Source organism: Glycomyces arizonensis DSM 44726 (assembly GCF_000482705.1).
GTDB classification, from domain to species: domain Bacteria; phylum Actinomycetota; class Actinomycetes; order Mycobacteriales; family Micromonosporaceae; genus Glycomyces; species Glycomyces arizonensis.
This window is the reverse complement of record NZ_AXWO01000039.1, coordinates 1-14,220: the sequence shown is the minus strand read 5'-3', so window position 1 is coordinate 14,220 and position 14,220 is coordinate 1. Positions and strand designations below refer to the sequence as shown.

Genomic DNA, 14,220 nt, shown 5'->3' with positions numbered 1-14,220 from the left:
GCCGCGAAGGGCGTCGGCGGGCGGGGCCGGTCACTGGTAGGCCAGGGCCTCCCTGACGGTGATCCGCGAGGCGCGCGCGGCCGCGGCCTCGCTCGCGAGGATCGCGCCGAGGACCACCAGGACCGTCCATGCCGCGACGCCGATCCACGAGATCCGGAACGGCAGCGGAGCGGCCATGAACAGCTCGCCGATGCCCGCGCCCAGGACCGCGATGAGCGCGAGCGCCGGCACGATCGCGAGCACGCAGCTGGACAGCGCGAGGAACACGCCCTCGGCGACCACGACCCGCCGCACCTCGCGCGGCCGGGCCCCGATCGCGTGCATGACGCCGAGCTCCCTGGTGCGGTCGAGGACGTTGGCGCCCATGGTCGACGCCAGGCCGATGCCACCGATGACCCCCATGACGACCGCGACCGCCAAGAGGACCGCGATGATCGGCCCCAGGTGGCCGCCGATGATCGCGTCGGTGCGGCTGACCGAGTCCGCCGACAGCACCGTGAACCCGGCCGCTTCGAGCGCCGCCTCGGCGGCCTCGGCCGCCTCCTGCCGGGACGCCTCGTCGTGGCCGACGGTGGTGAGGCGCCACTGGTTCGCGCGCATCGCCTCGCCGCCCGCCGCCGCGAGACCTTCGGCGCTCACGTACGCCCCGCCGCCGTTCATGTGCTCCTCGACGATGCCGACCACCGTCCACTCCGAAGGGACGCCCTCGACATAGAGCGACACGGTGTCGCCGACGGCGGCCCCTTCGACGGCGGTGTCGCGGGCGACCTGGTTGAGCACCACCACTCCCGTCTCGCCCTCCTCGAGCCAGCGGCCCTCCAGCAGTTCCGGCTCGGGCACCGTGGCCGAATCCGGCGGCACCGCCACCACGGTGACGCGACCGTGCCCCTGGTCGGGGTAGGTGCGAGTCACGGGCGTCTCGCCGGCCTCGGCGACGCCGCCCGCCTGCATGCTCCAGCCTTCGACGGCAGTGACGCCCTCGACCCCTTCCAGGACCGCGGCCGCCTCGTCCACGGAGACCGGCTCGCCCAGTGCCACTTCGACGTCCCAGTTCCGCTCCTCGATCCGCTCCTGGTCGATCGCGTCGGTCCCCTCGCCCAGCGACAGCCCGGCGACGAACACGGCGCCTGCACTCGCCAGGACCACCGCCGCGAGCACCGACCTGGCGGGACGCCGCATCGTGTTGCGCAGGGCCAGCAGCAGCCCGCGGTCGAGGAAGCGCAGCCGCGAGAACCACGCGGTCCAGCCGCTGCGGTCCGCCCCGGCGTCCAGGCCGTGATGGTCGATCGCGCGGCGCACCGTCGTGCGCCCGGCCCGCAGCACCGGGACGAGCGCCAGCAGCGGCGGCAGGCCCAGGCCCGCCCCGGCGAGGACCGCCCACACCCACCACGGAGCGGCCAGGCTCGCCGGTGCGATCCCGAGGAACTCCAGGATCATCGCGCTCCCGGACCGTCCGAGCAGGACGGCCGGGACGAGGGCCGCGGCGGTCGCGGCCGCGGCCACGACCGCCGTCATCGCCGCGTAGAACCCCGTGACGGTCCCCGTGCGGGCCCCGACCGCCTTCGTGATGCCGATCTGCGGGATCTGCCGGTTGAACAGGCCGTTCAGCATGGTCGCCACCAGGATCGCGCTGAGCAGCAGGGCCGCGGCCCCGGCGCCGAGCAGCGCGAGCAGCATCGCGTCGGTCTGGCCCTGGTGCGGGTGGGCGTACGGCTCGGGCACCTGCACCTCGCCGACCGCCAGGCCGTACTCGGCCCGGAGGGCGTCGGCCAGGTCCGTCGCGGCCGCCACGACCGCCGCGCGGTCGCGACTCGGCTCGCCGTCCTGACCGGCGACCTGGATCTTCAACTGGTCCATGCCGGCGGCGCCGAGCGCTGCGGTCGAGACGTATCCGCGCCCGGTCTGCTCCTGGGCGGCAGGAGCCAGGCTCGGGTCGTACACCGTGGCCGCGACGCGCAGCTCCACGGCCGAGCCGTCCGGAGTCTGGAGGCCGATGCGGTCCCCGACCTCGGCGCCGAGCAGGTCGAGCGTGGCGTCGCCGAGGTAGATCTCGTCGGCCGCGGGCGGCCAGGAGGCGCCTTCGACATCGAAGCGCGCCATCGTCATCGGGTCCTCGGCCACGGCCGCGAACACCATGAGCGGGGACGCGACCGGGATGCCCGCGACGGTGACCGCGCTGGTGAACTGGGTCCGGGCCGCCGCGTCGAGCACGCCCGGGCGGCTCCGCGCGTCCGCGGCGATCGCGGCCAGTTCCTCCGGAGCCACGGCCTCGTCGAGCACGATCGTCGCCGAGGCGGGGTCGGTGCCCGCGTAGGCGTCGGCGGTCTCCCTGCCGACCACGGCCCACGCGTACAGGACCCCGCCGAAGACCGTCAGGCTCACCGCGACCGCCACGGCCATCAGCGCCAGACGCGACCGGGCCGCCTTGAGATCGCGCAGCAGCTTCACCGACAGCATGTTCATGACGCCGCCTCCGGGGTGCGGTCGTCGGCGAGGACGCGGCCGTCCCGCAGCGCGATCTCGCGGCTCACGATCGAGCGAATGTCCCTTTCGTGCGTGACCACCACGATGGTGCGGCCCTCCGCGTTGAGCGCGGTGAACAGCTCCAGGACCGCGCCGGCGGTCTGCGAGTCGAGGTTCCCGGTCGGTTCGTCGGCCAGGATCACCGGCGGGTCGTTCGCGAGCGCCCGCGCGATCGCCGCGCGCTGCTGCTGGCCGCCCGAGAGCGCCGACGGCAGTTTGTCCGCCTGGTCGGCCACGCCCATCCGGTCGAGCAGGCCCACCGCCCGCTCCCGCCGCCGCGCCGTCGGCACGGTCCGCGCGAAGTCCATGGGCAGCATGACGTTCTCGGCCACCGTCAGCGTCGGCAGCAGCTGGAAGAACTGGAATACCAGGCCGATGCGGTCGGCCCGCCAAGCGGCCAGCCCCGACTCGCTGAGCGGGCCGAGGTCGGTCCCGGCCGCGCGCACGGTCCCGGAGGTGGCGCGGTCGATCCCGGCCATGAGGTTCAGCAGCGTGGTCTTGCCGCTGCCGGAACGGCCCATGATCGCCACGAACTCGCCTTCGGCGATGTCGAGGCTGATCCGGTCCAAGGCGGTGAAGTCCTCGGCGCCGGTGCGGTAGGTCTTGACGACCTGGTCGATGTAGATAGCCGGTTCCATCGGAGGCCTCCGGTTCAGAAGTGCCGCGGGAGGCCGCCGTGGGCACCCGCGACGAGGGACAGGACGGCGGCGAGGACCGCCACGGCGGCCAGGGCGATGAGCAGCAGCTTCGCCCAGCGCGGGAAGCGGCCGGGCGGTCGTGCCTCGCGACGCTCGTACTCGCGGTTCGGGTCGGGCATGATCGGTCCTCTCAAGAAGCGGGATGTTCACCGCCGAAGCTATGGCCCGGCAGGGCTCCTCCGCGTCACCCGCCGCAGGGGTCTTCGGCGTCCACGCCGCGTCCACACCCATCCCCCACGAGGGCGACGGCGCTGCACTCGCGCCGGTCTAGGCTTTCGATGTCATGAACGCGAACGCCGCCCCGAGCGCGCGCCCGGGCCCCGTCCTGAGCGCGGCCGTCGCGGTGGCCGCGTTCGCCGCGACCGCGGCGCTGACCGCCCACGGAGGCGTCTTCCCGGAATCGCCTGGGAGCGGGCGGCTGGACGCGACCGCGTACGCGCTCATCGCGGCCGCGACGCTCCCGCTGGCGTGCTGGCGGGTTCTCGGCGTCGGCACCTTCGCGGTCACCGCGTCCGCCGGAATCGCAATGGCCGCCTTCGAATACCCGGCAGACCTGCTGATCGGCCCGGCCCTCGCGCTGTACCTGCTCACCGCCCGCCGCGACCGGCCGCTCCCGGGAAACGCCGTCGCGCTCACGACAGGGGCGTTCGTCCTCTACCTGGCCATCGCGTGGATCGCGGAGGGCGGATTCCCGGTGAGCGAACTCCTCCACACCGGACTGGCCTGGACCACCGGCTGGTTCGCCGGAGAGCGCGCCCGCCTGCGCCGCCAGCATCTGTCCGACCTGCGGCAGCGGGCGGTCCGCGCCGAATGCGAGGCCGAGCGCGAACGGGCTCTGGCCGTCGCCGAGGAGCGCGCCCGCGTCGCCCGCGACCTCCACGACTCCGCCGGGCACGCCGTCAGCCTCATCGCGGTCCGCGCCGGAGCCGTCCGACTCAGCGGCGACCCCGCCCGGGCGCTCGAGACGCTCGCGGCGGTCGAAGACCTCGCCCGGCGTACCGCCGAGGAGATCGACCGGCTCGTCGGCTCACTGCGCGACACCGAAGGGGCCGAAAGGGACCCGGTCGGCATGGATTCCCTCATGGCCCTCCTCGCCCACCACCGTGCCGCCGGACTCCACCTCGAACTCGTCGTGAGCGGCGAACCGCGCGCCCTGCGGCCCGCCGCCGACCAGGCCGCCTACCGGATCGCACAGGAGGCGCTGGCGAACGCCTCACGCCACGGCACCGGCACCGCACGACTCAGCATCGACTGGGGCCCTTCAACGCTGGCCCTCGCCGTCGCGAACCACACCGGCGCGCGGCGCCCCGAACGCTCCAGCGGCGGGCACGGTCTCATCGGCATGCGTGAACGCGTCGGGCTCCTCGGCGGCACCGTCAGGACCGAGGAACACGGTGGCGACTTCCTCATCCGCGCCGAGATCCCCTACGGAGGCGGACCGTGACGACCGTCCTCATCGCCGACGACGACCACCTCATGCGGGCCGGGCTCGCCGAACTCCTCGGCAACGACCCCGACGTGGAAGTCCTCGGCCAGGCCGCGACCGGCCGCCAAGCCGTCGAACTCGCCACTCGGCTGCGCCCCGACGTGGTCCTCATGGACGTGCGCATGTCCGACCTCGACGGCATCGCCGCGACCCGCGAGCTGGCCCGCACCGCTCCCGCCGTCCGCGTCCTCGTCGTCACCACTTTCGAGCAGGACGATTACATCTTCGGTGCCCTGCGCGCCGGAGCCTCGGGATTCCTCGTCAAACGCACTCGCCCCGAAGACCTCATCGCCGCCGTCCACACCGTCGCCGCAGGCGAAGCCCTGCTCTCCCCGTCGGTGACCCGCCGCGTCGTCGACCGCGTCGCAAACCAACCCGCCCTCGACCTCGGCGACCGATCCGTCCTCGACCGCCTCACCCCGCGCGAACGCGAGGTCTTCACCGCCATGGCCCGCGGCCTGTCGAACCGCGAGATCGCCGCCGCGCTCACCGTCGAGGAGTCCACCGTCCGCACCCACGTCAAGCGCATCCTCATGAAACTCGGCCTGCGCGACCGCGTCCACGCCGTCATCCTCGCCTATGAGACCGGCGCCGTCCCGCCCCGCCGACGCGAGTAAGTGCGGGACAGGTCCGTGAGGACGCAAGCCCGGCTTCGGGCGAGAGCCGCCGATGAAGCGAACGTGGCGGTACCGGTGACGCATCGCCGAACGCGGGATCGCGGCCCGAGCACGGCTCCCATGAAGGGCCCGAAGCCGAGAGCCGGGGCTCGGCGGGCTCCGTGAGGCGATCCAATGCGGCGTTTAGCTGGGCGCCCGCCTGAGCCGAGGTGCGCATCGGCGTTTCAACTCGACCCGTTTCAGTTCGCTATCGACGATGACGATCGCGAGTTTTCTGATGTCCGCTGGACCATCGGCGATGAGCGTGGCGGATCCGGCCTCGTACTGGATTGAGATCTCCGCGTCGCCGTCGACGTCGCTGATGACGATGCCCTCGGCGGGGCGCGCGGCGGGGTCGGCGGACAGGCGGGTGCGGATGACGCCTTCGCCCGCGACGCCGAGGCCGACGTACAGCTCCTCCCCGGCGGAGGCGGTGGCCTTGAGGGTCACCGAGGAGGCGCCGGTCTCGACGACCTCGGCGGCCGACAGGCCCTGCTCACCGGGGCCCGCTGGGGCAGCTCCGGGATCGGCCACGAAGAATTCACGGGCGACCAGCGGCGGACGGTACGGCATTACCTGCTCCTGTCCGTTGCCGGTGCGCCCGTTCGTATTCGACTCCAACTGATCCCAGGCGGACCCTGGCACGAGGCCGGACCGGTGGTGATTGGCTGCGGCATCGGCGCTCGGACGGCGCCGGTTGGACCTTCACAGGGATATCTCCAACGTGAATTCCTCTCCTGTGTCGGCGACGGGGATCCGGTTGCCTGTGATCGTCGTGCCGACGCCGCCGAGGCGGGCACCGCGCGGTTCGGCCCCGTGGACGACGATGACGAACTCCTCACGTGCGAAGCCGTCAAAGCCCTCACCGGTGACACTGGCGTGCAAGGTCAGCACCTTTCCGGCACGGGTCAGGTCGAAGTGGGTCCGTACGAAATCGCCGCGGGTCGCCGCGGTGCTCAACCCGTCGTCCTCCTGCAGCGAGGACCGATGGGTCCCCTCGTCGGTGGGCACGAACACGTGCAGTTCCATCGAGGTCGGAGCTGGCCCGTGTGTGGAGTCCGGGGCTTCCGCCCACATCGGGATGACGGCCCCGGCGTGGGCGAACAGCGGGATGCGGTCCATGGGGGCTTCGGCGGTCAAGTGCCGTCGTCCGGTGTGGATCTGGCCGGTGTGCCATTCGTACCAGTGCCCGGCGGGCAGGTAGACGTGCCGCGCGGTGGCGCCTGCCTCCAGCGCGGGTGCGACCAGTAGGTCGGGGCCGAACAGGTACTGGTCGTCGATGTCGACCACGGCCGGATCGTGCTGGTGGTCGAAGACCAGCGGCCGCTGCACGGGTGCACCGCTCTCGGCGGCCTGCACGAATGCGGTGTAGATGTAGGGCATCAGCCGGTACCGCAGCCCGAGTGCTTCCCGCACCACGTTGAGGACGGCCTCACCGTAGGACCATGGGTACTGGTCGCGGCTGCCGATGCTCGTGTGGTTGCGGCAGAACGGGGTGAGGGCGGCATACTGCATCCAGCGGGCGTACAGCTCCGGGTCCGTGTCCCCGGCGAAGCCGCCGATGTCGGCGCCCACGAACGGTTGCCCGGACAGGCCGAAGCCGGTCGCCATGGCGATGCTCATCCGCAGGTGGTCCCAGTTGGCGATGTTGTCGCCCATCCAGTTCGCCGCATACCGCTGGATCCCGGCCGAGCCGGCGCGGGACAGTACGAAGGTCCGGTTCCGGGGCATCGCCTCGCGCAGACCGGTGACGGTGCCCATCGCCATCAGCAGCGCGTACTGGTTGTGATACCGCTCGTGCGGGTGGGCGCCTTTGCCGAACCGCATCCCGTTCGGGTCGATCACTCCCGTGGCCGGTTCGTTCATGTCGTTCCAGACGCCCGCCAGTCCGGACTGGACGTGCAGGGCGTTGCGTTCCCCCCACCACTGACGGGCCTCTTCGGTGGCGAAGTCGGGGAACGCGGTGTTGCCCGGCCACACCTGCCCGATATAGACGTCACCGCCCTCGGTGCGGCACAGCACGTCGCGCTCGACCGCCTCGTCGAACACCGTGTAGCCGGGCTCGGCCTTCACTCCCGGGTCCACGATCGTGACCACCCGGAAGCCGTCCTCGTCCAAGCCCCGCAGCATCTCCTCGGGCTCGGGGAACAGCTCCCGGTTCCAGGTGAAGACCCGGTAGCCGTCCATGTGCTCGATGTCCAGCCACAGCGCGTCGCAGGGGATCGCAGAGGCCCGGAGCCGCTGCGCCAACGCCTTGACGTCGGCTTGGGAGTAGGCGTGCCAGCGGCACTGGTGGTATCCCAGCGACCACAGCGGAGGCAGTCCCGCGCGGCCGGTCAACCACGTGTACGCCTCCAGGACCCCCGGCATGTCGGGGCCGGCGAACACGTACTCGGTGTACTGCCCGCCGGCGAACCCGATCATGTAATGGCCGCGTGGCCCGAAGTCGTAGGTCCCGCGGTAGCCGTTGTCCACGAACGATGCCGCGACCGCCCCACTGCGGGCATCGTGGTGGTAGTGGAACGGGATCGAGACGTAGTACGGATCGAACTCGGTGCTGATCGGGTCGGCTCGTGGGTCGTCCGCCGCGCGTCCGGTCGTGAACTCGCCCGTCGAGGCCGGGTTCAGCACATCGGTGTTCCACAGGGTGAAGTCACGGCCTTTCCGGTTCTGGCGTCCGCTCTTCTCGCCGAGTCCGTAGACCGCGTCGTCGGGACGGCAGGCGCGAGCGAAGCTGAACGCGTCGTTCAAGGTCGCGTACGGGTGATAGCGACCCTCCGCGTCCTGTGCCGTCTCGAACACGACCGAGCCGTCCGGACGGTGAACATCGATCCGGAACGGATCCCTCCATACCGTCACCAACAGCCGCGACGTGGTCAATCGGGCATACTCCCCGGTGAGGTCGACGTCGAACGCGACGCCGGCTCCCGAGGTGTCGGCGCACACGGCAAATGTCGGCTCCTCGTCGAAGACGCCGCCGCGACTGATCTTCAAGCGCACCACGTCCTCGCGGACGACATCGACCCGCAGCAGTTCGCGCCGCATCTCCCCGGTCAACTCGGCCAGGAGACCCGCAGGCGTCCGCCGGACCGATCCGGCCCGGGGAAAGCGGAGATAGCGCTGTTCGGAGCTCATGTGATTCCTGTTCCTGTCTTGTCTTGACTGCACTGTCGCACGTGGGGTGCGGCGCAGCCGGATTCGCTCTTGCTCTCGCCTTTTCAGGAAGAAGGCCGGATTCCCGCCCGGCATGGCGGGGATCCGGCCGGCTCGCGGCGGCGTCGCTACTCGACGTGGAGCTGCTTGTAGGCCTTCGCGTAGAACTCGCGGGCCTCGTCGCCGCCGTCGGCCTTCCAGGTCTCGATCGCCGCGTCGAGCTCGCTGAGCTCGGCCCGGCCGTAGATGATGTCGTTGACCTTCTCGCCGAAGACGCTCGTGGCGGTGTGGCTGGATTCCGGCGCGGTGAGGCGCAGACCCGCGAACAGGTCCTCGTCCAGGTAGGGCTGGATGGCCTCGTCGAACGCGAAGCGGGCCTGGACGACATCGGCGGGGCCGTCGATGAACACCTGCGTGACGCCGCTCATCGCGGTGTAGGCGAACGAGTCCTTTTTCGACAGGTTGCCCGCCTCGGTGAAGGCGGGCCTGCCTTCGGCGTCGTATTCGAAGTGCTCGCCTTCGATCCCGAAGGTGACCATCTCGTACTCCTTGGTGCCGTACGGCGCGGCGACGAAGTTGGAGACGTCGAGCAGCTCGGCGAGGGCGTCCTCACTCAGGTGCTTGCTGAAGAACAGCCAGCCGTCGACGCCGTGGGCGCCGTAGTAGACCGGTTCGCGGCCCTTGAAGTTGAGCGCGCCGAGTACGCCCAGCTCGAAGTCGGGGTTCTCGCCGGTCGTGCGCACCTCCGCGGTGAGCTCGGCCCAGCGGTTCCAGCCGTCCTGGTCGAACAGGACCTCGCCGGCCCGCTGCGCGGCCTTGTAGTCGAAGTCCGGGCTGCCCACGTTCGGGTGGCGGAGCTTCTCGTCGGTCAGGGTGCGGTTGAACTCGACCCATTCCCGGTACTCGGGGCGCTCGTAGTTGTGGACCATGGCGGAGCCGTCCCAGCTCCAGCCGTTGCCGGCGGTGAGTCCGAACCAGGCGGGCGACATGTAGTCGAGCCCGGAGACCGCCCATCTGCCGGCGTCGTCGTCGGTCCAGGCGCGGGCGACCTCCAGCAGTTCCTCGACGGTGGTCGGGACTGCGAGTCCGGCATCGGCGAGGAGGTCGGCGCGGTAGTAGACGGCGTTGCCGGGTCCGCCTTTGAGGGTCCAGGGAACGGCGTAGACCCCGGCGGTCTCGGTGGGGTTCTCGGGGTCGCTCGACCAGACCGAGTCGGCCCAGGCGGCGTCGCCGCGACCGGCCAGCAGCGGCCAGCGCTCGGCGATGTCGCCGGAGAGGAGGTCGGTGAGGTTCGCGAACCGGTTGATGACGGTCTCGTTGAAGTTGGCGTCCGCGCCCGTCATCCACGCTTGCAGGAAGATCGCGTCGCCGAACTCCTCGGCCTTGATCCACTGCACGGCGGACTCGACGTAGGGGCCGGCGGCGTTCTGGACGAACTCGATCTCCGTGCCGCCCGTGGCCTCCCGCATGGCCTGGAAGTAGGGGTCGTCCCTGGACATGACCGGGCCCCAGTTGGGGACGTAGACCTGGTAGGAGCCGGAGTTGGCGGGCGGCTTGGGGATCGCCTGCGGAACCGGGTCGGGGTAGCTGAGGAAGGCGCTGGGGTGGTCCGGCGGGTCGCCGATGAGGTCCGGTTGGGCCGGCAGCGGCCATTCCCGGTACTCGGGCAGGATGCCGAGGGCCTGGTCGAGCTCCTGGACGTTGCCTTCGCCGCCGCTGACCTCACCGCATCCGGCGGCGAGCGGCAGGCCCGCGGCACCGGCCGTGCCGAGGCCGGCGGCCTTGAAGAGGGAGCGGCGCCTGAGCGGCGAACTGTCATTGTTCCTGTTCATCGAGCTTCCATCGTGTCGAGAAGGGGTTGGAGGTTGTTCGTCCGGCGAGTTCCAGATCGATCCCGTAGCAAGTCTGGGCCGGTGAGAGGCACGGTACTCAACTCACCCGATTTTGTCAATCAACTGAATCAAATCACGAAGATGACATGCAATCCACTTGTTTAAATACGACGAAAATACATTAAAGGTTCAAAAAAGTATAAAATTTGATCAAATATTTGAATAAAATCTTGGACGGCAGCGGCCTCCCAGGAGGATTATTCGACGCGATCGTGCACCTCTCATCCACATAAATGCCTGGTAATAGCCGCATGCTGGCAGGCTGACGTGAAGCCTTCGCGAGACAGACGCGGAGAACAGTTTAGTTTTGATTTGGAACATAAATATTGACTCGCTGGGAAATCTATGTTTATCTATCTCCGGTTGGGTCATCGAACCGCCACGACCGCCTCCGGTACGCCCAACACGCTGGAAGCGATCGCGATCAGAGAGGTTTCAACATGTCAGCGACACCCGCGTCAGGGAAGCGGCGTCCGCTTCGCCGCGCGCTCCTCACGGTGCTCACCGCTGCCGCGACGGCCGCCGCGGCCGCCTTCTTCTTCCTGCCCGCCGCCCAGGCGCAGACGCCCGGCTTCCACGTGGTCGGCAACGACCTGGTGGACGCCAACGGGAACGTCTTCGTCATGCGCGGCTCCACGCACCCCTACGAGTGGTACCAGGGCGAGACGGAGGCGATCGCGGACATGAGCGCGCTCGGCGCCAACACCGTCCGCGTCGTGCTCGGCTCGGGGCAGCAGTGGGGCCCGACCCCCGCGGCCTCGGTCGAGGCCCTCATCGAGGAGTGCAAGGCCAACAAGGTCGTCTGCGTGCTCGAGGTTCACGACACCACCGGCTACGGCGACCAGTACGCCCCCGACGCCGCCAGCCTCGATCAGGCGGTCGACTACTGGGAGTCCATCAAGGACGTGCTGATCGGCGAAGAGGAGTACATCCTCATCAACCTCGGCAACGAGGCCTGGGGCAACGACAACGTGTCCGGCTGGGAGCCGGCCACCACGGCCGCCGTCGAGCGGATGCGCCAGATCGGCTTCGAGCACACGCTCGTGGTCGACGCCCCGAACTGGGGCCAGGACTGGACCCACACCATGCGCGACGGCGACGCCGCCCAGAACATCTTCGACGCCGACCCCCTCGCGAACACGATGTTCTCGGTCCACATGTACTCGGTCTACCTCGACCCGCAGACCGCCGTCGACTACTTCGACGCCTTCGAGCAGAAGAACCTGCCCCTGATCGTCGGCGAGTTCGGCTTCGACACCCCCGAGACGATCGAGGCCGAGGCGCAGGAGCGCGGCATCGGCTGGATCGCGTGGTCCTGGAGCGGCAACTCCGGTGTCGAGCACGACCAGGTACTCGACTTCGACCCGAACCAGCTCACCACATGGGGCGAACGGGTCTTCCATGGCGAGAACGGCATCGGTGCCACCTCCGAGCGCGCCGGCGTCTTCGACGGCGGCACCGAGCCGCCCACGACGGACGAGCCCACCACCGACGAACCCTCCACGCCGGCCGAAGGTGACTGCTCCGCCGAGATCGAGGTCGTGAACGACTGGGGCTCGGGCTGGCAGGGCAACGTCCACATCACCGCCGCCGACACCGCGCTCGACGGCTGGACCCTCACCTGGACCTGGCCCGGAACCCAGCAGGTCTCCTCGCACTGGAACGCCGACCTGACGCAGTCGGGCGCGACCGTGACCGCCTCCGACGTCGGCTGGAACGGCGACGTGGCCGCGGGCCAGACTCGGAACGTCTTCGGATTCATCGGCACCGGTCCGAGCAGCGAAGCGGAGGTGAGCTGCGCCGCCGCCTGAGGTGAGCATCGATCCGACGCTCACGGAGGGGCTTTCCCGGTCGTCTCTCGGGCCGACCGGGAAAGCCCCTCCGCACCCTGTCGCATGACGGGAATGGATTCAGGGCCCAGCGACCCGCGACACGGTCGCCCGCAAGCTCGGCGCAACCGGCTCGCCGCCGCGTCATTTAATACAGTTTAGAAACTAAATTGATAGGGTCGCGCTCAGAAGCGGAGGCATGACCGGATCGCCAGGACGGCTCCCGCTCGGGCCCACTCCACGTGCTCGAACGGCTGGATGTCGAGCGTCACGGGAGCCCCAGGGGGGTTGCGGTGGTGCGCGATCGCGGTCTCCATCTCTTCGTGGGCGATCTCGGTCACCGCGATGCCCTCGCCGGTGATCACGACCTTCTCGGGGTCGATCGTATTGGCGATCGTCGCCACCAGGGCTCCGAGGGCGTACGCCGCGTCCACGAACACCCGTTCCGCGAGGGGATCACCGTCGCGAGCGAGGCGGAGGACGTCCTCGTATCGCAGTCCGGGAGTGCGCATGGCCGAGATGATGGCCCAGTCGGTGAGGTACATGGAGACGCATCCGCGGTGCCCGAACCCGCACCGGGGTCCTTGCGGATCGATCTGGATGTGGTCGAGGCGCCCCGCCCTGCCCTGAGCGCCGTGCACCGGGTTCCCGTCCACCACGAGGCCGATGCCGATGCCGGCACCGACAGTGATCAGGGCCATCGAGTCGAAGCCGGCGCCCACCCCGAACCAGTGCTCGGCCGCGGTCAGGCAGCTCACGTCGTTCTCGATGGTGACGGGAACGCCGAGGCGTTCGTGCACGAGGTCTGCCAACGCGACCTCCCGCCAGCCCAGGAACGCCGACTCCACGACGACTTGGGTGCCGCTCTTGACGACCACGTCTCCCGCGAGGCAGACTCCGGCAGCCGTGATGTCAGGGTACTCGGTCGTGAACTGCTCGTAGGTCTCGCCGATCTGCGCGACCACGTCCTCGATGGACTTTGAGCGCAGCGGTTCGCTGCGGGAGGAGCGGACGCTCGCGGTGAGGCCGGTGACCACTGCGAACAAGTTCTCGCCAGTGAGTTTGACGCCGAGGAAGCTCCGCGCGTCGGGCCGCACGTGCAGCAGTTCGCTGGGCCTGCCTTTGGTGCCGCTCAGCTCTACGTCGCCTTCGGCCACGAAGCCGTGTTCCATCAGGGTGCGCGTGACTCGAGTGAGGCTCGCCCGTGACATCCCGAGCTGCCGTGCGATGCCGGACCGCGACTTCGGGCCGTGGATCAGCAGCTCGCGCAGCGCCTGCCGCTCGATGCCGCCGAGCTCCGGCCAAGGATCGGATGCCGGTGTCGCGAAGTGCTTCATATTGGCTCCTTATTTTGTTTCCCAACTATACTACCTAGTTGCCACATGCAGAAGAATCAACCCTAATATCCGTAAATTTGGACTTTTGTAGCGCTCGATCGTCTCGATTTAATATCTTCAATTGACAAATTGCTGACGGCTCGATACCGTACGAGACGCAGACGGACGGGCAAGTGTGTCGTGTGGCCGGCATATCCGCGCCTCCTCCGCCTCCGAACAACAGCATGGTCATCCCTACTGGCTCCTCACCGGCGGGATCGGAGTCTCGTCTCCGCTCGCAGGTCCGGCGGCCCACTCCTTTGACGACGAGGGCGATATGGCAGTGACAGCAGCACGGGCGGGGCGCGCCGCCGGGGCATCGACGAAGCGCAGGGCGCCGGGGGCCGGGCGTCGGCCGCTGCGGCATCGGCTGCGGCGGGACTGGCCGCTGGTGGTGCTCGTCGTGCCCGCGATGGTGCAGTTGGCGGTCTTCTTCTACACCCCTTCGGCCTACAGCGTCATCGCGTTCATGGACTACAGTCCGTACCGGCCGCTGTGGGCGAACCCGATCATCGGGTTCACGCACTTCCAGATCCTGTTCGCAGACCCGTACTTCGTCGACGCGCTGCTCAACACGCTGCAGTTCGCCTTCGCGCAGCTGCTGTTC

The 14,220-nt window shown here is 69.5% G+C and carries 10 protein-coding genes and 1 pseudogene; 4 read left to right on the top strand and 7 right to left on the bottom strand.

What is annotated here, in order from left to right; translation table 11 throughout:
• Positions 1-30: 30 nt before the first annotated feature.
• Genes H613_RS0120055 through H613_RS31105 form a run of 3 tightly spaced genes read right to left on the bottom strand, consistent with a single transcriptional unit; the run spans position 31 to position 3,340 of the window.
• On the bottom strand, positions 31-2,463 hold the full coding sequence (locus tag H613_RS0120055) for an ABC transporter permease (protein ID WP_026925195.1): 2,433 nt from the start codon (positions 2,461-2,463) through the stop codon (positions 31-33).
• The gene (locus H613_RS0120050; protein ID WP_026925194.1) at positions 2,460-3,161 is read right to left on the bottom strand and encodes an ABC transporter ATP-binding protein; all 702 of its coding nucleotides are present in this window, start codon (positions 3,159-3,161) and stop codon (positions 2,460-2,462) included. The genes H613_RS0120055 and H613_RS0120050 overlap by 4 nt, the downstream gene beginning before the upstream one ends.
• A gap of 14 nt (positions 3,162-3,175) precedes the next feature.
• Positions 3,176-3,340 carry a hypothetical protein gene (locus H613_RS31105; RefSeq protein ID WP_156926153.1) on the bottom strand — a complete coding sequence of 55 codons (165 nt, stop codon included), beginning with the start codon at positions 3,338-3,340 and terminating at the stop codon, positions 3,176-3,178.
• A gap of 164 nt (positions 3,341-3,504) precedes the next feature.
• Here H613_RS31105 and H613_RS29535 point away from each other — a divergent pair, with 164 nt between their 5' ends.
• Both H613_RS29535 and H613_RS0120035 read left to right on the top strand, forming a co-directional pair.
• Positions 3,505-4,665 carry a sensor histidine kinase gene (locus H613_RS29535; RefSeq protein ID WP_051393609.1) on the top strand — a complete coding sequence of 387 codons (1,161 nt, stop codon included), beginning with the start codon at positions 3,505-3,507 and terminating at the stop codon, positions 4,663-4,665.
• Entirely contained in the window at positions 4,662-5,324 is a 663-nt protein-coding gene (locus tag H613_RS0120035; protein WP_026925193.1) for a response regulator, read from the top strand. Before H613_RS29535 ends, H613_RS0120035 begins: the two co-directional genes overlap by 4 nt.
• A gap of 183 nt (positions 5,325-5,507) precedes the next feature.
• Here H613_RS0120035 and H613_RS0120030 read toward each other — a convergent pair whose 3' ends face one another.
• The 3 genes from H613_RS0120030 to H613_RS0120020 all read right to left on the bottom strand — a co-directional run bounded on the left by H613_RS0120030 (position 5,508) and on the right by H613_RS0120020 (position 10,348).
• Positions 5,508-5,936, bottom strand: coding sequence for a hypothetical protein (locus H613_RS0120030; RefSeq protein WP_026925192.1), 429 nt, complete (start codon positions 5,934-5,936; stop codon positions 5,508-5,510).
• A 132-nt stretch (positions 5,937-6,068) separates the two neighbouring features.
• Complete coding sequence (locus H613_RS0120025) at positions 6,069-8,498, bottom strand: glycoside hydrolase family 31 protein (protein ID WP_026925191.1); 2,430 nt, start codon at positions 8,496-8,498, stop codon at positions 6,069-6,071.
• Positions 8,499-8,644: 146 nt separating this feature from the next.
• Entirely contained in the window at positions 8,645-10,348 is a 1,704-nt protein-coding gene (locus H613_RS0120020) for a type 2 periplasmic-binding domain-containing protein (RefSeq protein ID WP_026925190.1), read from the bottom strand.
• 500 nt (positions 10,349-10,848) lie between these two features.
• Between H613_RS0120020 and H613_RS0120015 the strand changes: the two genes are divergently transcribed.
• A complete protein-coding gene (locus H613_RS0120015) occupies positions 10,849-12,219 on the top strand; it encodes a cellulase family glycosylhydrolase (RefSeq protein ID WP_084546799.1) in 1,371 nt (456 codons plus the stop codon).
• Positions 12,220-12,422: 203 nt separating this feature from the next.
• Here H613_RS0120015 and H613_RS0120010 read toward each other — a convergent pair whose 3' ends face one another.
• Positions 12,423-13,574: an ROK family transcriptional regulator gene (locus H613_RS0120010; protein ID WP_051393608.1), complete on the bottom strand. Its 1,152-nt coding sequence runs from the start codon at positions 13,572-13,574 to the stop codon at positions 12,423-12,425.
• A gap of 322 nt (positions 13,575-13,896) precedes the next feature.
• Between H613_RS0120010 and H613_RS27915 the strand changes: the two are divergent.
• Positions 13,897-14,220: pseudogene (locus H613_RS27915) on the top strand (sugar ABC transporter permease); the annotation flags it as partial.